The sequence below is a fragment of the Paenibacillus jamilae genome (assembly GCF_050482105.1).
In the GTDB taxonomy this organism is placed as follows: Bacteria; Bacillota; Bacilli; order Paenibacillales; family Paenibacillaceae; genus Paenibacillus; species Paenibacillus jamilae_B.
On the sequence record NZ_JBCNHI010000018.1, the window covers coordinates 514496 to 539338 of the forward strand.

Here is a 24843-nt window from a genome sequence, read left to right on the forward strand (position 1 = left end):
TCAAAGCCTGTATCATTTGCCTTTTGTTTTTAGGTATCTTTTCTGGTATCTATATAGATCAGCTTTAAGGCAATTGTTTTAATGTAATATTTATGGGAAGGGAATTGAGAGATGGCCCGATCATTTGAAAGAAAAGTACGTAAAAACACAGCGCATTTAAATAAAACGCGCAAGAAACAAGGCATTCAAACTATTAATGGCGCAGGTTCTGCAATGGACATTTTCCGTGGCCGTAATATTACTGTGCCAATTATGCTGGCTGGTCTTGCTGTACTGTACATGCTTATGAGTTACTTTTTGACTAAGACTGGCATGCGGGGAATGGACTGGCTTGTATTTGGCTTGTATTTGATGCTGGCTGTGATCTTCTTTATTCGCCGTCCTTATTTAAAAGTGGGAAAAGATACCCTCTATATGTTAAAAGGTGGCAGAGAACGGCCAATGACGGCAGGAGACATGAAAGCCATCAAAATTGAAAAGGGTTACGTTACCGTTGAAAGAAAAGGGAAGGGCGGTAATTTCATTCTCACAAAATCACTGGGACGCTATGACACGGATGCCATTGCCGAGCGCCTTGAGAAGTTTGCACATTCCAATCAGATACAGGTAAATAAGAAATAACGGATTTAGCCTGTAGCTCTGTAAGTAAGGCCGTATGATGTTATTTCCTATAACATGGTGCGGCCACTTGCTTAATATGAGCACACATAACGATCTGATACGCGGCCTAACGGACAGACTTACATATATAGTGGAAAGAGAGTGGATATTCAGATGACAATTCAGGCGATAATGTTTGATCTTGATGACACCCTTCTGTGGGATGAACGTAGTGTAGAAGAGGCATTTGATGCAGCTTGTCAAACAGGCTCCCGAGAAACAGGCGCTGATCCAAAAACGCTCGAAGAAGCCGTACGCAAGGAAGCGCGCGCTTTATATGAATCCTATGAAACCTTTAGTTTTACTCAAATGATTGGCATCAATCCATTTGAAGGACTGTGGGCCAATTTTACAGCAGGTGAGCAGCCTGAATTCCGCCAATTGGAACAGTTGGCTCCTGTTTATCGCAAGGAATCATGGCGCAGAGGGCTTCAGCAACTGGGGATAGAGAATGAGGAGTTGGCGGAAAAGCTAGCTGCCCAATTTGCTTCGGAAAGACGTGCACGTCCACATGTATATGAAGAAACGTTTGAGATTCTGGAACAATTGAAGGGGCAATACAAGCTGTTATTGCTAACAAATGGTTCCCCTGATTTACAGCAGGAGAAATTAGATGGGGTTCCTCAATTAGCTCCTTTCTTTGATCATATTGTCATTTCGGGTTCATTTGGTCGGGGTAAGCCTGACCCTTCAATATTTGAGCATGCTTTGGGACTTCTCGGGATTGAACCTGATCAAGCTTTAATGGTAGGAGATAAGCTGACGACTGATATCCAAGGGGCTTTGGCAGCCGGGGTACATTCGGTGTGGTTGAATCGGAACGCTAAAACCAATGCTACAGAAATCAATCCGAAGTTTCAAATCAAGCATTTGTCTGAGTTGCATGGAATTATTCAATCTTTAAAGTAAGAAATCTACAGTCTTCTAAACAAGTATCAAGAAAACTCCCTTCGCTCGATATACTACAGAGCAGAGGGAGTTTTCTTATGGACACAATACATCGTAATTATGCTGTAGTGAATGTTGGATCTTCGAACGGTTCGGCAATCCAGCCGTTTTCTTCGATGAACAAACGGACTGCTACGATCTTTTGATTGTCCATTAAAGTGAAGAAGTGCGGTGTATTTTCAGGTACGGAAATAACGTCACCTGGTGAAAGCTCTACATTGAAATAGCCGGTCTCTTCAGAGCCTTTAATGATGAAAATGCCTTTACCAGCAACAATGGCACGGATTTCATCCTCTGTATGGGTGTGAATTTGCTCGAACTTGGCCAGCAGCTCGTCCAGATTCGGTGTTGCTTCAGATAAAGTGATAACGTCCCAGATTTTATAACCGCGACGTGCGGCTAAATCTTTGATTTCAGGTTCAAATGTGTTAAGAACAGCGGCTTTTTGATCATCTGTCAGAGTAAAGTTTTCTTTCAACTCTCCTGACAGCTTGGAAGCATCCCAGTGTTCATACAATACCTGATGACTCTCTAAAAATTCACGTACTTGTTCCTCACCGCTAATTCGTTCATTTGTATTGCGGATTAAAATTTCTGCCATATAGAATCCCCTCTTTTCCACTTGGATTAATATTGTATAAAGAATACCATGTCTTGAACTGTTGTACAATACAGGTTGAAACATTTTATCTGGGAGCGACTATAGCTAAAAGATTCAGGTTAAAGACGTTCGTCTATAGCGATGCACACTACAAAAATAGATCAGCTAAGTCGTATGAGACGAAGAACAGCCTGCATAAAACGTATGTTTTTACTTCAATCTATCTAAATGGTACGGTTTCTGCTAAACTAGGATTTAACGTTTTGCGGGGGTGAAGATATTTTGGATAAAGTTAGCTTGCATGATGTGTTACAACGAAGAATACTCCTTCTTGATGGGGCTATGGGCACTATGATTCAGCAGGAGGACCTTTCCCCCGTTGATTTTGGTGGGGAAGAGTTGGAAGGCTGCAACGAGATGTTGGTCTTAACAAGACCTGATGTCATTCAAGGGATTCATGAAGCGTACTTGGAGGCTGGAGCAGACCTGATTGAAACGAATACATTTGGAGCGACATCCGTCGTTTTGGCGGATTACGATATACCGGAACGTGCCCGTGAAATTAATCTGGTGGCTGCCAAACTGGCGCGTAACGCGGTGGATAAATACAGCACTGCGGACAAGCCTCGTTTTGTTGTAGGAGCTATGGGTCCAACCACGAAAACCTTGTCTGTCACAGGCGGTGTTACATTTGCAGAGCTGATTGAAAGCTATCAGGAGCAGGCTTTGGCGCTTATTGAAGGTGGGGTGGATGTTCTTTTATTGGAGACCTCACAGGATACTCTTAACGTTAAAGCAGGAAGCATTGGAATTCGGCAGGCTTTTGAGCAGACAGGCATTGAGCTTCCGTTAATGATTTCTGGTACGATTGAGCCGATGGGAACAACGTTGGCCGGACAAAATATCGAATCCTTTTGCATATCACTGGAACACTTAAAGCCAATCTCGATTGGACTGAATTGTGCTACGGGTCCAGAGTTTATGCGTGATCATATTCGTTCATTGTCTGAAATGTCCTCTGCAGCTATTAGCTGTTATCCAAATGCAGGCTTGCCTGATGAAAATGGTCAATATCATGAATCGCCGGATTCATTAGCTCGTAAAATGGCTGCTTTCGCTGAAAAAGGCTGGTTGAATATTGCAGGAGGCTGTTGCGGTACTACACCAGAGCATATAAGGGTTATGAGTGAAAGTATGGCAAAGTTTGAGCCTCGTCAGCTCGTAGGTCATCATCCTCCTGCCGTATCGGGTATTGAGCCTGTGTATATTGAACAGGACAATCGTCCGTATATGGTTGGTGAGCGAACAAATGTTCTTGGCTCCCGGAAATTCAAGCGGTTGATCGTAGAGGGCAAATATGAAGAGGCATCTGAAATTGCCCGTGCTCAGGTAAAAAGCGGCGCACATGTCATTGATATCTGTGTGCAAGATCCAGATCGCGATGAGATGATGGATATGGAAGCGTTTTTGAAACTGGTCGTAAACAAGGTAAAAGTACCATTGGTGATTGATACCACGGATATTAAAGTGATTGATAAAGCACTTCAATACTCGCAAGGTAAGGCAATTATTAACTCCATTAACTTGGAGGATGGTGAAGAAAAATTCGAGAAAATGGCACCTATTATTCATAAATACGGCGCAGCTGTTGTTGTCGGAACGATTGATGAACGGGGACAGGCGATTACGCGTGAGGATAAGCTTGAGGTAGCCAAACGTTCTTATGACCTGCTGGTGAACCGTTATGGTCTGGCAGCGGAGGATATTATTTTTGATACGCTCGTATTCCCAGTAGGAACAGGGGATGAGCAATATATCGGTTCAGCTAAGGAAACGATTGAGGGCATACGTATTATTAAAGAAGCTCTTCCCGGGGTTCATACCATATTGGGCATCAGTAACGTATCCTTTGGTTTACCTGAAGCGGGTCGTGAAGTGCTCAATTCTGTCTATTTATATGAATGCACCAAAGCCGGACTGGATTACGCAATTGTAAACACCGAGAAGCTTGAACGCTATGCATCTATTCCCGAGCATGAACGGAAATTGGCAGAAGATCTGATCTACAATACAAACGACGATACGTTATCTGCATTTGTAGCAGCTTTCCGTAACAAGAAAGTGGAGAAAAAAGAGAAGATATCCAACCTTTCGCTCGAAGAACGACTGGCTTCCTATGTCGTGGAGGGAAGTAAGGAAGGATTGATTCCAGATCTGGAGCAGGCGCTCGCCAAATATTCTTCGCTGGAGATTATTAACGGACCGCTGATGAAAGGGATGGAGGAAGTAGGACGGCTGTTTAACAATAATGAGCTAATTGTTGCTGAGGTACTGCAAAGCGCTGAAGTGATGAAAGCATCAGTAGCCTATTTAGAGCCGTTCATGGAGAAGAATGAATCCTCGGTAAAAGGTAAGATTTTGTTAGCCACGGTCAAAGGTGATGTGCATGATATAGGTAAGAATTTGGTGGAGATTATTCTGTCCAACAATGGTTACCATATTGTAAATCTGGGTATAAAAGTACCACCAGAACGCATCATTGAAGCTTATCGTGAAGAAAAGGCTGACATGATCGGCCTGTCCGGTCTGCTTGTTAAATCGGCACAACAAATGGTACTAACCGCGCAGGATCTGAAAAATGCGAACATTGATATTCCAATAATGGTTGGTGGAGCTGCCTTAACGCGTAAGTTTACTAAAAATCGTATTCGTCCTGAGTATGATGGACTGGTAGCCTACGCAAAAGATGCTATGGATGGACTGGATATTGCCAATAAGCTTATGGACCCTGAGTCCCGCAAAAAAATGGCCGAGGACATGAAGGCTGAGCAGGAGGCGGAAGCGGCAACGGTCGTGGAGGCCAAGCCGCTCCCTAAGCTAACTCGGGCTGTACGCTCTAACATTGCTCAGGATTTGCCCGTCTATATCCCACCGGATACGGATCGCCACGTACTGCGCAACTATCCGCTGAATTATATTCTCCCTTATGTGAATATGCAGATGCTGATGGGGCATCATCTTGGCTTAAAAGGGAATGTTGAGCAATTGTTAGCTTCGGGGGACCCGAAAGCGATTCAGTTGAAGGAAACTGTGGACAGCATTATGTTTGAAGCTGTTACAGATGGAATTATTCAGGCGAGTGCTATGTATCGGTTCTTCCCGGCGCAGTCCCAGGGAAATCAAATTCTAATCTATGATCCGTCGGATGTAAGCAAGGTACTGCACACATTTACGTTCCCGCGTCAGCAGGTAGAGCCTTATCTGTGTCTGGCTGACTTCTTGAAACCAGTGGAATCAGGGATTATGGACTATGTAGGTTTCATGGTTGTTACTGCTGGTCATGGCATTCAGCAGCTATCTACCCAGTGGAAAGAAAAAGGAGATTATCTGCGCTCGCATGCACTTCAAGCGGTAGCGCTCGAAGTAGCAGAAGGGCTAGCAGAACGGCTTCATCATATTATCAGGGATAGCTGGGGCTTCCCGGACCCTGCCGATATGACGATGAAACAGCGGCATGGCGCCAGATATCAAGGCATACGGGTCTCCTTTGGCTATCCGGCATGCCCAGATCTGGAGGATCAGGGACCGTTGTTCCAATTGTTAAAACCTGAGGACATTGGCGTTGAGCTAACCGAAGGGTTTATGATGGAACCAGAGGCTTCAGTATCAGCCATGGTGTTCAGCCACCCTCAGGCGCAGTATTTTAACGTCGAAAAGGTTTAACACCTTTATCAGATGGGATAGCAAATACCCTCCGAGCTTCGGAGGTTTTTTGCTGGTCAGCAGGAAGAAGGTAAATGTCATGGAATTATATTTTCTCGGTACAAATGCAGGGGTACCTACAATTCAGCGAAATGTAACGTCCATTGCTCTTCGTTTATTAGAGGAACGGAGAAGCATGTGGTTATTTGATTGCGGCGAAGGGACACAACAGGAAGTATTGCGTTCGCCGCTCAAGCTGAGCAAACTTGAAAAGATATTTATCACTCATTTGCATGGGGATCATCTTTTTGGTCTGCCGGGCCTTTTATCGAGCAGGGCATATCAAGGAGGTACTGCACCTCTGACGGTATATGGACCGCCTGGGCTCCAGCAATATATCGAGCTATCATTAGGGATCAGCCAATCTCGGATCAATTACCAACTACATATTGTGGAGCATACAGGTGGAGTTCTGTTTGATGACGGTCAATTTCGTGTGGAATCAGCTTTGCTGGATCATCGGATCGACAGTTATGGCTACCGAATCATAGAGATGGATAAGCCTGGAAAGCTCAACCAAGAGTTGCTGGAGCGATATGGGATCAAGCCTGGTCCGGTGTACGGTAAATTAAAGCGTGGGGAAAGCGTCGAAGTAGAGGGTGGAGTTATTCTGCATCCTCAGGATGTATTGGGCTCACCCAAAAAGGGGCGTATCGTCACTATTTTAGGTGACACGAGACCTTGTCCGAATACAGTAGTGCTGGCACGAGAGGCAACTGTTGTCGTTCACGAAGCCACTTTTCTGCATGATCTGGCGGATACAGCGTACGAGTATCATCATAGTACGGCGCTCCAGGCAGCGGAAGCGGCAAAAGCTGCAGGCGCGGGACAGTTAGTTATGACGCATTTTAGTTCTAGGTATAAAGATCAAGAGCAGCTTCAGCCTTTGCTTGAGGAAGCGAGAAGCCTATTCCCCAATTCATTGCTTGCGGAGCAGCATGTGTTGTTACCGATACCAGATATCGGTCAATAAACAATTGGAGACAAGATATGTGCATAGGTGCCGGGGCTTGCTCCGGTGCTTTTCTTTTTCTACAGAAATTATTTTCCGGGAAAGCGCAGGATGCGACAAGAGGTGAGATGGCAAGAGAATGCGGGAGACGAAATGATTCTACCACATATGGAGGCGTGTCATATTTGAGTTTCTATATATCGAATTTAAAGGATTTAGTTGCTTGAGTATGCACAGGAAATACAGGGAAGTTCCTTTGACGACGTAGCATCTTCGATGGAATTCGACGAAGAAATGATCTTATGCTATGTGGAAGCGACAGCTTTTAGCGAGGAATGACGGTATTTTGGATGGTTTACCAGCAATTCATGGACTTCATATGCATCTTTGACTTAAGATAGATGAGATGAATGGGAAGGATCGGACCGATTATTTAATGACCTAAGTCATTCAGGTGGTTAAATAAAAAGGAGAACACCATTCATGGGGTGAATTATTATTTTCAATGTTATGATGGATGAAATTGAAGTGGGGGAGGGGATTGCGATAAAATCGTTACTAATTGATCTGGATGGAACACTTTATCATGGCAATCGGATGATCGAGGGTGCGGATCTGTTCATTTCGCGATTGCGTTCAGAGCAAATACCTTATGCATATGTCACAAACAATGCTTCACGCACACCCGAATCGGTGGCAGAGCATTTGGTTGGTATGGGAATTGAAGCAGCTAGTCATGAAGTATATACTTCAGCGTTAGCAGCTGCACAATATGTTGCACAGCAAAGCCCTGGAGCTCATGTGTATTGTATTGGTGAAACGGGATTACGCGAGGCACTCACAGGGGCTGGCTTGCAGCTTGTTCAAAGCCATCCTGATTATGTGGTACAGGGGATAGATCGTCAATTTACATATGAAACGCTGGCAGCTGCCATGCGCTGGATTCGGGAGGGAGCTACATTTATTTTGACAAATCCGGATCTACAATTGCCTTCGCATGACGGACTTACACCAGGTGCGGGTACAATTGGAGCTGCCATTGAAGCTGCTTCACAGGTCAAACCGATCGTCATCGGCAAGCCTTCAAGCGTGCTAATGAATTATGCACTGAATCGCTTGAACATTAAAGCGGATGAAGCGTTGGTTGTGGGCGATAATATGCTTACAGATATTGCGGCAGGTGCAGCAGCAGGTTGTAAAACAGCTCTGATTCTGACGGGTGTAACGACTCGCGCTAATATGGATGAACATATTCGTGCCGTTGGGGTGAAGCCTGACCTGATGTTTGAAAATTTGGATGAACTGCAGGAATGGATGCAAAAAGAGCTGAAATCATAAAAGGATATGTCTTAGAAATACATGAGAATTCAAAGCTATGTAGCTACGAAAGGAAAGATGTTGATATGCCGGAACTTCCTGAAATGGAAAACTACAGAATCTTATTGTCAAAACAAATTTTGGACATCCCAATTACTGGAGTAACGGTAAGCCGTGAAAAGTCTATTAATACTGAAGTGGAAACTTTTAAAAACCAATTGCTGGGTGCGACCGTTGTATATTTGGAGCGTCGTGGCAAGCATTTGATTTTTCACTTAAATACGGGCAAACGGCTTGTGCTTCATCTGATGTTGGGAGGACTGTTGTATCTGGGAACAGAGGAGCAGCGTCCAGACCGTACGGTTCAGATCGAATTAGATTTTAGCGGAGTGAAGCTTTATTTTATCGGATTGCGTTTAGGTTATCTGCACTTGCTGACGGCTAAAGAAACAGACGAGGCTTTGTCAGACCTGGGACCTGATCCGTTAGATCGCCGTATGACATTGGAGAATTTTACTGCACGTTTAAAAGGAAGACGCGGGATTTTGAAAACAACATTGGTGAATCAACAGATCTTTTCGGGGATTGGCAATTGCTATTCGGATGAAATTGCTTATATCGCCGGATTTACACCGGGCTCCAAGGTACAAAATATTGTGCAATCCCCAGAAAAAGTGGAGAAGCTATATCATGCTACTCAATCCGTACTTCGTGAAGCTACTGCGGAGGGTGGCTATATAGAAATGCCTCTAATGGAGGGAGACACGCTAACAGGTGGCTTTGATCAGCAGTGTCGAGTGTATGACCGTGAAGGAGAAGAATCTCCAAGCGGTGGGAAAATTGTAAGAGTCGAGCTGGCGGGAAAAAAAGCATTTTATTGCCCGGTGCAGCAGCATGATGCCTAAATTGCTCATCGGCTCCCATGTGAGCACGCGTGGTGGATTTTCCAAAGCTGCTATACGTGCACGAGAGCAGGGAGGACGTTCATTTCAATATTTTCCGAAAAATCCCCGTAGTCTCAGGCTGAAGGAATGGAGCTCTAAAGATGCTGCTGCTTGCAAAGCTTACTGCTTAGAGCACCAGCTTCAATCCATTGCTCATACGCCATATCCGGTTAATCCAGCTCATAGTCGCGAACGTGGTCAGGAACTTTATGAACTGATGGTTGCTTCATTACGCAATGATCTGGATATTGCTGAGGCTTGTGGATCGAAGGGTATTGTTGTTCATTTTGGGCATTTGCATTCGACTGACCCGCTGGAGGGCTATCATAACATTATTAACTGCCTTAATGATGTGCTGGAAGGCTGGCAGGGAAATGCTAAGATATTAATTGAAAATCAAGCTGGGGATCACGGTCCTATGGGAACCACGCTCGAGGAAATGGTCCAAATTCGTCAATTGTGTCGAGAACCTGGCAGCATCGGATTTTGCCTGGATACTTGTCATGCGTTTGCAGCAGGTTTGTGGAACGGTGGAATTGACGAAGCTTTGATTGAAAAAGGGGATCATCTCGGCTATTGGTCAGCACTTTGCGGAGTTCATTTGAACGATTCCAAATACCCGTACGGCTCTAAAAAAGACAGACATGCGCGCGTGGGGCAAGGTTACATTGGTACTGAAGGCATGCGCTGGATAACAGAACAAGAAGCTGTAAGAGGTATTCCCGTTGTTTTGGAGAGTGAGGCGGGGCCTGATGGGACACATCAGGAGGATATTCAAATGATTCAAAGCTGGCAGTAAATTATTCAGTTGATAATTGTACTAAAAGGCTTATGTAAGCTTACTTTTTTGGGAAGAAGGAGGAGAAGCTGATGAATTTGTTTATGGACGATTATCGACCTTGTCCTCCAGGTTTTAAGCTAGCAAGGGACGCGGATGAGTGTCTGCTTCTGCTTCATGAGTACCCTATTTCGATCCTCTCGTTGGATTATGATTTGGGGCCAGGTCAACCGACGGGAAAGGATGTAGCTGCTGCTATTGTTAGTAAGCAATTATATCCACGTGAAATTTACTTGCATTCCTCCAGTCCGCAGGGGCGGCGAGCTATGTATGAACTGCTATATGCGAATAAGCCGGAGGGAGTCACTGTGCATAACGGACCCGTTCCTGAGGTGCGCATGCGAGAGATTCAAGGCGAGTCTAAGCGATGAAAGAGATCGGTCAAAAGGAGGCGTGTCGTGCCATATGGGAGGGATGCAAGCTGGCGCTGTTTGTATACACTCCCATGTGCGGAACATGCGCGGCTGCCCGTAGAATGCTGGAGGTAGCAGAGCATTTGCTCCCCGAAGGAGCAGTGATGCAGATTAATATTAACTATATTCCTGAACTGGTGCAGGAGTACCGCATTTCGAGCGTCCCCGCGCTTCTTATATATGATGGTAAAAATAAAAATCCTGAAATCATCTACAAAATGGAATCTGTAGAACATTTGCTAAGCAGGATAAGGAGCGTGATGGAATGATATCCATGAAAAACATTACATTACAGCGCGAAGAAAGACGTATCTTGGACGATGTAAGCCTAGAAATACGAGAAGGTGAACATTGGGCTATTCTGGGTCGAAATGGTTCCGGCAAAACAACATTGTTGGAAATGATGACAGGGTATATGTTTCCAAGTCGTGGTACGATTGAGGTGCTTGGGCAAACGTATGGTCAATGTGATGTGCGGGAAGTTCGCAAGCAGATCGGATACATTAGTCAGACGTTACTTGAAAAGCTGGCGCTAAAAGATCCTGTTTGGGAAGTAGTGGCTACAGGTGCGTATGCTTTTTTGCGTTTTTATCAGGAGATTCCGACGGAGGCAAAAGAAAAAGCCGTATCTCTGCTGGAAGGTATGAATTTAGGCGATCTGATTCATCACCCGCTGGGCACCTTGTCGCAAGGAGAACGTAAAAAGGTAATGCTGGCCCGCTCGCTGATGGCTGAACCTCGTCTGCTGATTATGGATGAGCCTTGTGCTGGGTTAGATTTATTTGAACGGGAAAAAATGTTGGTCGAGATTGATCGGCTTCGTAAGCGGGACTTATCAGTGGTCTATGTAACACATCACATTGAGGAGATTGTCCCCCTCTTTACACATGTTGCGTTGATTCGGGATGGCAAGGTTGCAGCTGCTGGTTCGAAAAAAGAAGTTTTAACGAAAGAATTGATTATGCACACTTATGAAGTTCCAGTTGAGCTGGAATGGGATGGAGAACGTCCCTGGATTCGAGTGTGCACTGGAGGGTAACGTTATTTTGGAGGAACTATACATGAAAACAGATGAACAGAGTGAGTCCACTTTGTCGACATCGAGATTTGTTTGTACGGCTAACCATGGTTTTGCACCTTATGCTCAGGAGGAGCTTAGAAGATTATTTGGCTCTGTGAAAAGCACGATGCTTCTACCTGGTGAAATGTTCCTAGCAACATTACCCGCGCAAGAAATTGAGGCAGTGAGGATGATCACAGGTCAGCCACCGATGTTTCTGCGTCACTTGTTTCCGGTTCATTTTCAGGAAGAAGGAACGGATCTGCTTCAAGTGCAAGAGCGCCTGGTTGCTTTTATCCGTAACCGCAGGGAATTGATAGATCAACGTGTTTCGTTACAAGTACGCAAAGGATCTAATAGTAGTTGGGCTGAAAGCGCAGGTGCGCTCAAGCTGGCTTTGAGTGAACAATTAAGTGATCTACCTATGGAGTTAGTAGTACAAGGCGCCGATGTTATTGTGTCCGTTTTTGCAGATACGGATACGTGGTACGCAGGTGTATCACATCCCCAGGACAACCTATCGGATTGGAGCGGAGGTGCAGTTCGTTTTCAGAAGGAAGACGGACAGATCTCTCGTGCCAAATTCAAGCTATTGGAAGCAGAAGCTACGTTCGGCATTGATTTTAGCACTTTTCATCAGGGATTGGATATTGGGGCAGCTCCGGGCGGATGGACTTCCTTCTTGCTTGAGCGGGGACTGAAAGTTACAGCGGTTGATCCGGCCAAAATGGAGCCATCGCTGATGAAGTACGCGAATCTTACATTTTTGCGTAAAAATGCAAGCGAAGTTAAATTTAAAGAGAATTCATTCGATCTGCTGGTTTGTGATATGAGCTGGAGTCCGAAACAGATGGCAAGGCTTGTTACTGATTTACTATATAGTTTGCGGAGTGGTGGTACTGCTATCGTAACAGTCAAGCTAATGCATAAAAAGCCCTTGGCGCTCATTCACGATGTGATTGCTTCATTCGAGGAGTCGGGCATGCAGATTCAGCGAGCAAAGCAGCTTTTCCATAACCGAGATGAGATTACCCTGTATATGATCAAGTATGGAAAATAATACTTTACAATAGATACAGGTGTGCTATATAATAGATCCAAATTGTTCCTTTAAAAAAATAATTGTGTTAAATCGAGGGAAAGCATCCCGCGAAAATTGTTTTCATGACATCATGAAAATTTATTTAGCGGTAGCTTTTCCTTTTTTGCGTTGTCTGCTTATAGAAGGGAGGTAAAAGAATAGTGAACCAGCCATCACAATTAGAGTTTGGGTCAATTGTTGGTGAGCGTTACCGAATTATTCGCACGTTGGGTTCGGGGGGGATGAGCCGCGTGTTCATGGCCGAAGATTTAAAGCTGCCGGGTAAACATTGGGCAGTGAAGGAGTCGGTTGCCGATCCCAAAGTAATGAAGATTGTACGGAAGGAAGCCGAAACGTTGATTTCGCTAAGCCATCCACGTTTGCCGAGAATTGTTGATTTTTTTGAACATCCTTCATCTGTTGCGGTATATCTGGTTATGGACTACATCGAAGGAATTACACTGGAAGCATACATGAGGGGATACCAAGGCTGTATTCCACAGGAGCAAATCATCCCTTTCGCTTTGCAGGTACTGGATGTACTTGATTATTTGCATACACGTCAATTGCCAGTCATCTATCGGGATCTTAAACCGGCGAATATTATGCTGACACCAGAAATGGAATTTAAGCTGATCGATTTTGGGATAGCAAGGAGTTATAAGGCTGAGTTGGATCAGGATACGATAAAGCTGGGCACAGTGGGCTTTGCTGCCCCAGAGCAATATGGAACAGGACAGACGGATGCTCGCTCGGATCTGTACAGTCTGGGGGCATTGCTATTGTATCTATGTACGGGTGGTAAATATAGCGAGTGGACAGCAGGAGTTGAAGGGTATATTCGCGGGGAAATACCTCGACACTTGATACCAATAATTCGAAAGCTACTGCGGCATCATCCTCAGGAACGGTTTCAGTCTGCTGAGGAGGTCATTAAAGAACTACGGCGTAGTGCTGATTTTCAGTCTGCCCAACCAGGAAAATCAGTTAGTAACGCTTCAATGGATTATGCAGGTACAAGGGTAGTGGCTGTGCTGGGCGTGTCCTCTGGCTCCGGTGCTACGCACACGGCAATTGCGGTGAGTCACTATTTGGCCCGAAGGGCACGCTCTGTAGCTTTGGTTGAACTGCATAGTACAGCTAAGGCATTTGCCCGACTTCAAGAAGTTGTGGAAGGAATGCCTGCTGGCCAAGCGAGTTCAAGTCGGCGTTTTGAAGTCGATGGAGTCCATTATTGGCGGCAAACATCTCGTGCGGATGTCATTTCTTTGCTGGGCGGCTCCTACAGGTTTATCGTGCTGGACTTGGGGAGTGGACAAGACAATGAACGACTGGAAGAATTTTTGAGAGCTGATTATCCGCTAGTTGTTGGCTCAGGTGCCGAATGGAAAGTTCAGGATATAACGGGCCTAGCCCGATCTCTTCAGCGCCATCCGCAACACAAATGGAATTACTGCTTGCCATTGGCGTCCTCGGAGGCTGTCTACAGGCTGCGTAAGGAGCTAGATCACGATAAAGTATTTGCGTTGCCGTTCCACTCAGACCCCTTCGAGCGTGAGGATGAAATGGACCAGGTATTGGACAAGCTTTTTCGTGGAGTTATTACAGAAACCCGGAAAAAACGTTTCGGATTCCTTAAACGGCAGCACTAAATAGACAAAGGCATATATCAAATAGAGGTGGGGGAGAAGCTGTGTGTCCAAGCTAAGAAAAAGCAGCAAGCAAAAATTATACGCAGGTTGTATTGGGGCAGGAATTGTAGGCATTATTTTTGCAGGCTACCTTATAGTAAATACCCATCAAATGAGTGAGATCAGGAAACAGGCAGAAATGAAGGCAGAGCAAAAATGGAAACTGTATGAACAAGAGCAACGGACCGCGAAAGCAGGCTGGGCGGTTGTTCGTGACATTTCACCAGGCGAGCAGATTACATCTAATGATCTTAAGGGAATTAAGGTCCCTGGTTCTCAAGCTCCGTCCAATTTATTGGCCAATAAAAGTGAAGTTTCTGGCACAACAGCCAAGATAGAACTTAAAAAAGGAGCTGTGCTTACATCGGCTATGATTACTGCTGAGGAACCTACACCTAAGGATCTACGCAACCGTGAGTTAAAAGTGGTGGTACTGCCCAGCAGCTTAAAGCCAGGGGAAGAGGTAGATATCCGTATTCAATTTCCAACTGGTCAGGATTACATCCTATTATCCAAAAAAAAGATTTCCCGGCTAGAAGGTTCAATCGCATGGGTCACTATGAACGAGCAGGAAATACTCTCGCTTTCGAGTGCTATTGTAGATGCCTATCTGCATAAAGCATCCATCTATGCTCTGACATATGTAGACCCCCAATTTCAACCCAAGGCAATCCCGACCTATCCTCCTAATTCACAGGTGCTAGCGTTAATGAATAGTGATCCGAATTTAGTACGTGTTGCTGAACAAAAGCTGTCTAAGCAACTACGAGATTCTCTAGAAAATGCAATTAGTTCATCAAACAATGTGATATCAACACCTGTGGAAAGAAGTCTAAGTGAGGAGATTGCAGCTCAGCATGCAGGTGCAACTATTGAGGACGTAACAAGCGGGATTGATGACACAGGGAGTGAAGAACAGGACCACAAAGAACAAACGAAAATTCTAACACAGGGCGGTAGCTCTGATCCGTATGCCAAATAAATGAGAGAAAAGGAACGGTAGTATGAAAACATGGATATTTGCCGGTCTTTGTGACAAAAGCGATACCTTATTATACATCAGCAGCGTATTGGCAGCTTCCGGCCAACAGGTACTGATTGTAGACGCTACACGGCAGGGACGGTATCGCTATAGCGTAGGGATGCTTGATAAACCACTACCCATTACGCAGTTTTGCGGATTTGACGTGGCGATTGGATTTACAGCATGGGAAGATCTGCATATCGGTATGATGGCTGGTCCAAATACAGAACAGACTTATGACATTGTTATTTTGGATGTAGAGTTGCCTGATTTTTGTCCAATTTCTACTTGGAAAAGGGCAGAACTGCGAGTTTGGGTCAGTGATTATAGCCGTATGCTTATGCACAACGGACAGAATTGGCTTGAGCATTTGTTTGACCAACCTGGATTTCCGAAAGACCTAGTATTTCATAAGCTATTTATACAGGCAGTGGATTGCGCTGTGGAGGAGGCGTATTTGTGGGAATATATGAATCGCTTCCCTGCCTTATGGGAGCAAGAGCCGTATGTACTGCCATGGGATGAAGGGCAGCTTGCTTTAAAGCTGGAAAATGAGCATAAAAAACAGCTTCTGCTCAAACCTCTATCCAGAAGGTATAAGAGGGAGTTGTGCCGTTGCGTTGGAGAATGGATGAGTTGGGAGATAAAAGAGAGTCGACGTGCGCTAAAGCGTGCTGAAAGGAGGAGAGCATGAGCACCATTTTGTTTTGGAGCCCCATTAAGGGGGCGAGTGGAAGTAGCTCATTAGCAGCAGCAACAGCAATTACCCTAGGTAATTTATATAGAGGAAGACTATTGCTGACTCATTTGGGTCGTAGGCATACGGGTATTGAATCAGGATTTCCTATACAGGAGTATGGTATGGACGATCCAAGTCTACAGATTCATGAAGGGGGCTGGGATGCTGTTTCACGTTTAATCCTGAGAGGGACGCTATCTAGAGAAAATATTCGTAACTATACAACACCTGTACTGGAACACACTTTGGATGTACTTGAGGGAACCTCCGGTTTTGGAGCTACATCGCCGTTACTTTCCCCTGATCTTGTAAGGAGGGTAATCGATACAGCGAATCAATATTATGATTTAACGCTGATTGATGCAGGGAGTGGAGTAGGCTGGGGGGCTGTGCAGCATGAAGCGTGTGCTCAAGCCAAGCTGGCCGTTCTTTCGCTCACTCAGAACATGCGTGAGTTGGATGCTTATTTTGAATCTGTGTCTCCGTTGTCTACATATTCGTCATTACCCTTATTAATTGTGCTTGGAAAATATGATGTGCATTCACAAGCAAATGAAGCGAATATCCGCAGGAGATATGGCTACAAGGGTACTTTGCATACAGTTCCTTACAGCACCGAATTCATGGATGCATGGAACCGCAGGGATGTGATTGGCCATGTGCAGCGCGAGGTGCGGAGTGGAAAAGCGCAGCAACGTAAGCTTTTTATATCTGTAGGTTGGGCGCAGAGTGTACAGCAGATTAGCAAAGCTATTTTGGAGGCGGCAGAGTCCGATCTTCGACTTAAGGCTTTGGAGAGGGGCGCTTAATGCTGTCTGCTCATGTGATTAACGGATTGATCATTACCTGCATTGTGCTGTTGTGCATCGTACTGATTATTATTAAGTATCGTGGGAATCTTCACTCGCAACATCTAGCTCTCCGGGTAGAACCAAAGAGCGAGGATGCCACATTCGAAACATTGATAGAGTATATCAAAAATGCGCTTCATGAACTAAGTCATAGCCAGATGGCGGATGCCGGATTACATGAAGAGGAGTATAGGCGGCGTATCCATCAAAGAGCGGAACTACGAAGGGCGTTAAAAGACTGTGCCAATGGCAGCAGTGGAGATAAACGTTTTGTTAAAAACCTGATGAGTGAGCTTCTGATTAACGGTTATGGTTTAAACGAGAAAATCATTGATACTATTATGCCGTTCTCCAGACCTGAGTTGTTTAGCACCCAGGATCAATTCGAAATTATTTTTTACCAATACCAGCAGAAGTTTGGTGCGAATGCATTATCACGTTTATTGGATACTTATGACCTAGCCGAAATGAGGTATTCACAGCAAGGGGAGGAGGATGGAAGTTATTTCGTAACGACAGAGGATGTCCGCTATATCTATGACTGTGAATACCGTCCCCTTTCCTTTATGGAGAAAGTGGATATTATTGTGCAGCGAATTTATCAGCATTACAAAGGATTTTCTGTCATTGATGATATCCGTGATCAGAGAATCGACGGTGTAAGTGGAGGCGTTAGTGGCATACCGGATGGTGGAATTTCTTCATCTCTACATTGGTCTTCGGATAGGTATATGTTTGAACAAAGCTCTGCGCCTACGACGAATGGATATGAGAGCGTATGGATTTTCTATAAGGGTAAAACTATTCACCTTTCATTCCTTTCCTTTGGGTCGGAGCGTGAGCTTAAAAGGGTATGTCAAAATATTTACAAATACAATTACCCGGGACAGCTTTCTGAAGCGAATGGTTATAAGGTCAACGAAATGAAGGATGGATCACGGGTAGTAGTAGTGCGTCCTCCTTTCTCTGAATCTTGGGCCTTCTTTGTCCGTAAATTTGATATTCAAAGTACATCACTGGAACAGTTAATTAGGGGACAAAACGCTAATTTTCCAATCCAACTGCTTTCCTATTTAATGAAAGGCAGTCGTATAACTGCAATTACAGGTGCACAGGGTTCAGGTAAAACGACATTGCTGATGGCGATGGTCAAGCATATTTACGCTTCGTATACGCTTCGCGTTCAGGAAATGGCCTTTGAGCTGCATTTACGTAGTATTTATAGTCGCCGTAATATTCTTACCTTTCGAGAAACAGATCATATTTCAGGTCAACAAGGTCTCGACTTGCAGAAAAAAACAGATGGGACCGTCAATATTCTAGGCGAAGTAGCGAGTGATGAAGTAGCTGCTTGGATGATTCAAATGTCGCAGGTTGCTAGTCTGTTCACTATTTTTACTCACCATGCTAAAACATTTCGTGATCTTGTATTTTCACTTCGTAATTCACTGCTCAAAACCGGAGTGTTTCAGCATGAAGGCATTGCCGAAGAACAGGTGGTACATGTCATTAATTTTGATGTGCATCTCAAGCGTGATGCGGAAGGACGGCGTTATATTGAACGGATTACAGAATGTGTGCCGCGTAATTTAGGGCATACGGATGTAGATCTCAATGCTTCATCAAGCTATAGCTATCGCCATGTTATGGAATATCGAAATGGAGGCTATGTACCAATGGAGCCCTTAACATCTAAAAGTGTAGAAGAAATGTGTGAACAGATGAATGCAAAGGATGCTGCAGATTTCCGCAGCTTTTTGACCCGTTACTGGGAGGAAGACTATGAGTCTTAAAGAAATTTTATTGTGGGTTTTGCTTATATCAGGTGGGGGATTTACTGTTCTATATATAGCTTTGTATTGGTTTCACAAGCATAAAAGCTTTGCAGTACGCGGAGGTAGAATTCATTCTGTACAGGAAGGGCGGAAGGGAAAAGCGGTACTTTCACGAGAACTGCAAACTCTAATGCACAAATTGTACACGCTATGCATGAAAGTCCCTATCACATCTGGATACATCACGAGTGTACGTAAGCGACTAGCTGGTCAGCATGCATATGATGAGTATAAGCTTCGTCTACAGACTATGAAGATGATACTGTTCATCTGGGGTGCTTTTGCTTGCAGCAGCGTTGTGCTGTTGATGATGAAACCAGGAATAGAGTTTGCTATACTGGCCGTTTTATGCGGAGTGGTAATCAACAGTCTCATTATCGATGTGGCCACTAGCCGAATGGAAAAAAGGCTGCTGGCACAAATGATCGAATTGTTTGCCAATGTACGTCATCACTATCATCAGCACGGTATGGTGGAAGAAGCCATATCCGAAGCGGCCGATTTAGCAGGGGCAGAGGCTGGAAGACATGCACGACTCATCCATGAGGCGCTGACAGATGCTGATCCGCACGAGGCACTCGAAAGATATTATGAATCGGCTCCAAATCGGTTTTTAAAAGCCTTTACTGGTATCTCGTATATGGTAATGGAGTTTGGTGATCGGATTGAAGAAGGTGGTTCCATTTATTTAAAGGGGATAAGCAGTCTTGCACGTGAAATTCAGTTGGAGTTGCTGCGGAGAAATAAACTGGACTATCTGCTAAAAAGTTTAAACCTGATCGCACTGGCACCCGTTTTCTTTACTACTCCAATTGAGAGATGGGCGAGATCCAGCTTTCCATCCATGGAAGAGTTTTATCTGGGGAAATTAGGTTATATCACGAAATTGACTGTTTATATTGTTATCATCTTATCCTATTTTCTGCTACAAAAACTGCAACAGTCCGACGAGACAGGATATCGTGCAGGTAAAGGGCGGAGAGTGTGGGAGCAGAAGCTATACCGCATGCCTATCCTTCGTAATATGGTGGATTCTTTAATTCCACGGCAGCATATGTCATCTTATTTTCAGATAACTCGGCTATTAAAGGAAAGTGGTGCGGAGGTAAAGCTCGAGTGGCTCTACATACGCAGAATTGCTCTTTTTATCTTAGGTTTAGGGCTCAGTATCAGTACTATATTTGTTTTACATGGAGCTGAAAAGACGCATATCCTTCACGCGCCAGTACAATCGGGGCAAATGTTTGGACGTTTAAGTCCAACAGAGGAAAAGGAAGCTTTGAAGCAGAGTGAGATTGACCGCAAAATCATGCAAATGTTAAACATGAAAGCGGACAGCACATACGAGCGAACGTACGCTGTTTTAGAACATTATGCTAATGGCACAGCTACTCCAGAGCAGCTATCCAGGAATACTCATCGAATCCTCCAAAAGCTGAAAGATTGGAATGATGAGTATATCAAGTGGTGGGAAGTATTGATCAGTATAGTTGCTGGGTATGTAGCCTATCAAATGCCCATGCTTTTATTATATTTGCAAAGGAAAATGCGTCGTCTGGATATGAGGCATGAGGTGTATCAGTTTCAAACGGTTATTTCCATTTTACGGGTTATGGAACGAATGTCTGTCGAGGAAATACTGGAGTGGCTGAACAGATTCTCAGTTATCTTCAAAAGGCCTTTGCAAAAGTGTCTGCTTCATTATGAACATGGGCCAGAGTCAGCTCTCGATTTGTTGAAAGAAGAAGCACCTTTGCCGGAATTCCAACGTTTGGTGGACAAGCTCCATTTGTCTTTGGGAAAAATTACGATAAGAGAGGCATTTGATGATTTGGAATCCCATATGTCCTACTATTTTGAACAAAGAAAACAGGAGTACGAAAAAATAATAGACAGTAAGGCGATCTGGGGAAGAATGATTGGTTTTGCACCGATGTATGGGCTTATCTTTTTATATTTGGTGATTCCGTTGATCGGTATGAGCTTTGTTCAAATGGATAGCTATTATGAGCAAATACAAAAGATCCAGTAAGTAGGTTTTTTGATGTAAATCCAATATTACAAGTTGAGGAGAGAAAAAAATGAATAATGCATCAACAGCATTAAAGGTAGCCGCTGGGATATTTTTAACCATCGCTCTAATTACGATTGTAGTCATACTATTTATCTCAGCACAGGAGGCCACCAAAACGGCACAAAACAATTTCGCTGATATCCAGACCGAATTGTCACAAGCCTCTTTTACGGTATACGACGGAACAACGATTAGCGGCTCCCAGGTAACCAATGCGCTGCGAAAGTTTCAGGGAAAGGACCAGTTTGGTATTCAAATTAAAACTGGCAAAAATATGTCAGGACAGTGGTACGGAAATGCTCTGAATATTAGTCCAGACAGTGAGCAGTATGGCGCCGTGAATGGCGGCAGTGATAAGACGGGAAAAATTGCGAATACACTGAATGAGAAAGAGAATGAATACGTAAATCCAAGCGGGAAATTCAAAGCTGAAATCGTGAAAGACAAATCGAACGTGGTACGTGGGTTGCTGTTTACCCAGTCTTAATAGTACAGCAATGATAATAGTCATAAGGGAGATGTAAGTATGTCTGATCACGCTTCAAGTATGCTGCGGCTTGGTGTGTCAGTTATTCTATTCATAACCGCATGTGTAATGACAGCAAACTTGTCTAGTCAACTGGGTAGTACATTGGAATTAAGGTCGCAGCAGGAGGAGCAATCTGAGGGACGGCTATTCCGAACTATAGGGGTGGAAACGCCGCAACGGATTAAAGGAACACAAATCATCCAGACCATTCGTATGAACTTGCAGGAGGGGATTCCGGTTCAAGTTGACGGTTCAAAATACGATGTGTACTCTGAACCATTTGAGCCTGATGTAGCTACCCTGGATGCTTCCTCAATGTATGCCATATACCCACAGCGTAATGGGAACGGAGACATAACATCTGTACGTTTTGAGAAATTGGGGGAGGATTGAAGTGGTTCAAACAATATCCAAGCTGTTGGGGGCGCTACTCGCTGTATTGCTTTTGTATATCGTACCCGCAGCTCAAGCTGCTGAACGGCAGGATGATATATCCGGGTTAAATACATATCATTCGACTGTACATTTTGTTGATATGGTAAGAACCAAAGGCTACATTACACCGACGATGTATAACGATTTTATGCATGACCTGGAGCTAACAGGCAATACGTACGAAGTTAACTTGGAGCATATGCACAAAAAATATGTACCAAACTACGCAGACGCAGTGAATCCAGACAGCTTTTTGGGTAGTTATGAAGTTGTATACGATGGTTACTATAACCCGCAAATCTTACCTGTATTGTTTCCTGATCATCCCCAGCCTAAGTCGGAACAGACACGTCGTTATACCTTGATGGCCGGTGATTATTTTACAGTGCGACTACATAATACGAATCGGACTCCTGCGGATTTGTACAAATCATGGCTTCTGGGTGGAATAGATAATGGTAAGCCAGCAGTTGAAGCTTCTTACGGGGGCATGGTTTTAAATGAAGATTACTGATTTTGCAGTTATATTTATACTGATTTTTTTACCTTTTGGTGTGGTTAGCGATTTACGAGTCCAGAATCAGCGAGAAGTGCAGCGGTTAGAAATGAAATATACATCTGCTCTCCGTACCGCAGTTCAGGATGCAGGTGTGGTGCTCTCACAGAATGAACGCCAGGAACGCGAGGCCGGATATGGGTCAGATAAGTTTTTTCGTGTAGATAAAGAGGAAGCGCTGACCACGTTCCTGCACACTCTATACCTTAATATGGACATTGATGGGGATACAGCCGCACAGCGTGCATTATTGGATTACATACCTGTTATAGTGGTTCTAGATTATGATGGTTATTATACATTCGCTTCAGCAACCTACAAAGATATGCATGGACAAGCGATTATAGACCACAAGTGGAGCGAAAAAAAGCCCTATGCCTATGTTGATTCCACAGGCAATAGTGTAGGATTTACTCTGGATCATTATCTACATGCCTATGATGTGCAGAATCACAGATGGGTGGAGGGTTTTCAGAAGGAGCTTGAGGGCCAGACCCCCATTTCGTTACTGAATGATTCAAAGACATTTGAGCAAATACGCCGTTCTACCATCGTTCGCAGTGTTCAGGAGGACTTGGTTCGACTGATTAATATCCACAACGATAAAACAGCGCGTAACGGCATTTCCTATACGTTCACGCTACCGCTCATTCCACAAGAGGAGTGGTATAACACGATAGATGATGTGGGTATGATTGCATTTATCCAAGGCATTCCAGTTGGAGATAGGTATTACAATAACTATGGGTTTGGTGGTGGGAGAGTCGTCAGAAAGCAGCCTATTATCGGTGGTGAAGAACCGGATACTGGAATAAAATATTTTTATAGAGCTTCATGTCCAGTTCCCTTCAAAGCAGTTGAACGTTTTACAGATGAACAATCTGCTGCAGCTGCGGGATATTTCGAATATCCATATGATAATGGCATAAAATAGCCCACTCTGAAATATCTACATGCTTGCCTTCAGGGTTTTTGGCGGGTGTTCAATGAAATAAAGTATTAGACTGGCAACGTACGATTAAGCTAACGAAAAATTTTAGTCAATCATGAATCGACGGCAGTTGGCTATGAACGGCTGAGGATTTCATTGAAGTAACGAGCAGGGAAGGAGTTTAATTACAGAAACGAATAGCAGGGCATTCCTCGAAATAGAGTGCCCTACCACAAAAATGTTTTCATTACATATAACATATTATTATGAGAGTAAAATGATTAGTTTAGTTTCTGTACACCTTTGAACCATACGGCTTTAATGGACAAGGCATCCGAGATGTTGGTTATCGGATCACCGTTTACTAGTATAAGGTCAGCGCGCGCACCCTCGGAAATACGGCCGCGATCGATAAGACCAAAGCAACGGGCTGGTTTCGAGGTAGCCGACTGAAGCGCTTCTATCGGAGTGAACCCGGCCTTCACCAGCAATTGCATTTCATGATGGACGCTGGCTCCATGAGCGAGACCGCCAAGATTTGGAATGGGAACCGGAGCGACATCCGTTCCTACTAGAATATCAACTCCGGCACGGTGTAGGTCCATCACATTCTTAAAGCTGTCCTCCATATTGCCTTGTGGAAACGTATTGAAACTGGAGTTCAAGATATCGATCCAGTCCGGGCTTAATTTGGAATGAACACGCGGATCATTCGCCAATTCCAATGCCGTATTTCCAATGATAGATGAATTCAACACCAAGCACGGTATAACAAAAGCGCCTGAACTCGCTATGGATTTCACTAACTCGGATGTGTACCCGGGTCTGTCGATAAACAAGTGGCCCAAACCGTCGACTCCAAAATTGATGGCTTCTTGCGATGAACGAGCCGTCAAGACGTGGGCGATGACCAACTTATCGAACTTGTGGGCTTCTGTCACAGCTGTTTTTAGAATCTCGTCGTTTAGTACAGGTAAGCCAGGTGCACCCATGACTGTTCCTTCTTCAATCATGATCTTAATATAGTCGGCTCCATTTTCCACTTGAGTATGCACATGTTTAATCGCCTCTTTTACCGTCGTCACTTGTGGTATTTCTTCGTGATCGTGAGCGTATGCAGCCAACATCGCTTCCTGGTCTTCCTTCGATAACTTCTCTAGCTCCTTTAATACGAATTCCGGTATTTCATCTTCATCTGGGATTAATTCATCTGGGTGTCCGCCCGGAGCGGTGATCGCCATGCCAGCAGAACGGACGTCTGCGATGTCATTCACATTTTTTAACTGAATTTCGCGCCCTCTTTTAGTAAAATCGCCGTTCATTTCGAGTTCTGTTGTAACGCCAAATTTTAAGGCATCTCGTAATCCTCCAATTGAGGTATGGACATGTGCATCAATCAGACCAGGCATGAGAGTCGCATTTTCTCCATCGATAATCGTTGCATCGGCAGGAATGTCTCCACCGACTGAAATAATGAACTCCCCTTTAAGGACAACATATCTGGGGGTAATAATTTGATCTCCATCAAAGATACGTACATTTGTAATTGCTGTAACTTGTTCTAACGCAGCATTTTGAGCTACCTTCTCCATTTGAATTCCT

Annotated in this window: 23 protein-coding genes; 21 read left to right on the forward strand and 2 right to left on the reverse strand. The window is 44.4% G+C overall.

The genetic code is table 11. From position 1 onward, the window contains the following. Positions 1–111: 111 nt before the first annotated feature. The gene (locus ABEW32_RS17600; protein WP_430189876.1) at positions 112–621 is read left to right on the forward strand and encodes a hypothetical protein; all 510 of its coding nucleotides are present in this window, start codon (positions 112–114) and stop codon (positions 619–621) included. A 153-nt stretch (positions 622–774) separates the two neighbouring features. Next, entirely contained in the window at positions 775–1569 is a 795-nt protein-coding gene (locus ABEW32_RS17605; protein WP_430189879.1) for an HAD family hydrolase, read from the forward strand. A gap of 97 nt (positions 1570–1666) precedes the next feature. Here ABEW32_RS17605 and ABEW32_RS17610 read toward each other — a convergent pair whose 3' ends face one another. Then, complete coding sequence (locus tag ABEW32_RS17610; RefSeq protein WP_430189881.1) at positions 1667–2209, reverse strand: 1,2-dihydroxy-3-keto-5-methylthiopentene dioxygenase; 543 nt, start codon at positions 2207–2209, stop codon at positions 1667–1669. A 282-nt stretch (positions 2210–2491) separates the two neighbouring features. Here ABEW32_RS17610 and metH point away from each other — a divergent pair, with 282 nt between their 5' ends. From metH to ABEW32_RS17705, 19 genes are all read left to right on the forward strand, one after another. Continuing rightward, positions 2492–5932: a methionine synthase gene (metH, locus tag ABEW32_RS17615; protein WP_430189884.1), complete on the forward strand. Its 3441-nt coding sequence runs from the start codon at positions 2492–2494 to the stop codon at positions 5930–5932. 79 nt (positions 5933–6011) lie between these two features. Continuing rightward, the gene (rnz, locus tag ABEW32_RS17620; RefSeq protein WP_430189887.1) at positions 6012–6944 is read left to right on the forward strand and encodes a ribonuclease Z; all 933 of its coding nucleotides are present in this window, start codon (positions 6012–6014) and stop codon (positions 6942–6944) included. A gap of 489 nt (positions 6945–7433) precedes the next feature. Beyond that, positions 7434–8261 carry a TIGR01457 family HAD-type hydrolase gene (locus tag ABEW32_RS17625; protein ID WP_430189890.1) on the forward strand — a complete coding sequence of 276 codons (828 nt, stop codon included), beginning with the start codon at positions 7434–7436 and terminating at the stop codon, positions 8259–8261. A gap of 65 nt (positions 8262–8326) precedes the next feature. Further along, positions 8327–9145, forward strand: coding sequence for an Fpg/Nei family DNA glycosylase (locus ABEW32_RS17630; RefSeq protein WP_430189893.1), 819 nt, complete (start codon positions 8327–8329; stop codon positions 9143–9145). After that, positions 9135–9983: a deoxyribonuclease IV gene (locus ABEW32_RS17635; protein WP_430189896.1), complete on the forward strand. Its 849-nt coding sequence runs from the start codon at positions 9135–9137 to the stop codon at positions 9981–9983. Before ABEW32_RS17630 ends, ABEW32_RS17635 begins: the two co-directional genes overlap by 11 nt. 71 nt (positions 9984–10054) lie before the next feature. Further along, positions 10055–10393 carry a cyclic-phosphate processing receiver domain-containing protein gene (locus tag ABEW32_RS17640; RefSeq protein ID WP_430189899.1) on the forward strand — a complete coding sequence of 113 codons (339 nt, stop codon included), beginning with the start codon at positions 10055–10057 and terminating at the stop codon, positions 10391–10393. Further along, positions 10390–10704, forward strand: a complete 315-nt coding sequence (locus ABEW32_RS17645) for a thioredoxin family protein (RefSeq protein WP_430189902.1) — start codon at positions 10390–10392, stop codon at positions 10702–10704. Before ABEW32_RS17640 ends, ABEW32_RS17645 begins: the two co-directional genes overlap by 4 nt. Beyond that, positions 10701–11474, forward strand: coding sequence for an ABC transporter ATP-binding protein (locus ABEW32_RS17650; protein WP_430189905.1), 774 nt, complete (start codon positions 10701–10703; stop codon positions 11472–11474). The genes ABEW32_RS17645 and ABEW32_RS17650 overlap by 4 nt, the downstream gene beginning before the upstream one ends. A gap of 22 nt (positions 11475–11496) precedes the next feature. Then, on the forward strand, positions 11497–12555 hold the full coding sequence (locus ABEW32_RS17655; RefSeq protein ID WP_430189908.1) for a 23S rRNA (cytidine(2498)-2'-O)-methyltransferase RlmM: 1059 nt from the start codon (positions 11497–11499) through the stop codon (positions 12553–12555). A gap of 179 nt (positions 12556–12734) precedes the next feature. Beyond that, complete coding sequence (locus ABEW32_RS17660) at positions 12735–14228, forward strand: serine/threonine protein kinase (protein ID WP_430190438.1); 1494 nt, start codon at positions 12735–12737, stop codon at positions 14226–14228. A gap of 43 nt (positions 14229–14271) precedes the next feature. Then, complete coding sequence (locus tag ABEW32_RS17665; protein WP_430189910.1) at positions 14272–15249, forward strand: SAF domain-containing protein; 978 nt, start codon at positions 14272–14274, stop codon at positions 15247–15249. Between the two features lie 22 nt (positions 15250–15271). Then, the gene (locus tag ABEW32_RS17670) at positions 15272–15985 is read left to right on the forward strand and encodes a hypothetical protein (protein WP_430189913.1); all 714 of its coding nucleotides are present in this window, start codon (positions 15272–15274) and stop codon (positions 15983–15985) included. Next, positions 15982–16839: a hypothetical protein gene (locus ABEW32_RS17675; RefSeq protein ID WP_430189915.1), complete on the forward strand. Its 858-nt coding sequence runs from the start codon at positions 15982–15984 to the stop codon at positions 16837–16839. Before ABEW32_RS17670 ends, ABEW32_RS17675 begins: the two co-directional genes overlap by 4 nt. Continuing rightward, positions 16839–18674 (forward strand): ATPase, T2SS/T4P/T4SS family, encoded by a 1836-nt coding sequence (locus ABEW32_RS17680; protein ID WP_430189918.1) that lies wholly within the window; start codon positions 16839–16841, stop codon positions 18672–18674. Before ABEW32_RS17675 ends, ABEW32_RS17680 begins: the two co-directional genes overlap by 1 nt. Next, complete coding sequence (locus tag ABEW32_RS17685) at positions 18664–20748, forward strand: hypothetical protein (protein ID WP_430189920.1); 2085 nt, start codon at positions 18664–18666, stop codon at positions 20746–20748. Before ABEW32_RS17680 ends, ABEW32_RS17685 begins: the two co-directional genes overlap by 11 nt. Before the next feature lie 49 nt (positions 20749–20797). Continuing rightward, the gene (locus ABEW32_RS17690; RefSeq protein WP_016821930.1) at positions 20798–21277 is read left to right on the forward strand and encodes a hypothetical protein; all 480 of its coding nucleotides are present in this window, start codon (positions 20798–20800) and stop codon (positions 21275–21277) included. A gap of 39 nt (positions 21278–21316) precedes the next feature. Further along, the gene (locus ABEW32_RS17695; RefSeq protein WP_430189923.1) at positions 21317–21712 is read left to right on the forward strand and encodes a hypothetical protein; all 396 of its coding nucleotides are present in this window, start codon (positions 21317–21319) and stop codon (positions 21710–21712) included. Between the two features lies 1 nt (position 21713). Continuing rightward, on the forward strand, positions 21714–22268 hold the full coding sequence (locus ABEW32_RS17700) for a hypothetical protein (RefSeq protein WP_430189925.1): 555 nt from the start codon (positions 21714–21716) through the stop codon (positions 22266–22268). Further along, the gene (locus ABEW32_RS17705; RefSeq protein WP_430189928.1) at positions 22255–23244 is read left to right on the forward strand and encodes a hypothetical protein; all 990 of its coding nucleotides are present in this window, start codon (positions 22255–22257) and stop codon (positions 23242–23244) included. The genes ABEW32_RS17700 and ABEW32_RS17705 overlap by 14 nt, the downstream gene beginning before the upstream one ends. Positions 23245–23522: 278 nt before the next feature. Here the strand turns inward: ABEW32_RS17705 and ABEW32_RS17710 are convergent, their stop codons facing one another. Then, positions 23523–24833, reverse strand: coding sequence for an amidohydrolase family protein (locus ABEW32_RS17710; protein WP_430189931.1), 1311 nt, complete (start codon positions 24831–24833; stop codon positions 23523–23525). Positions 24834–24843: the final 10 nt, after the last annotated feature.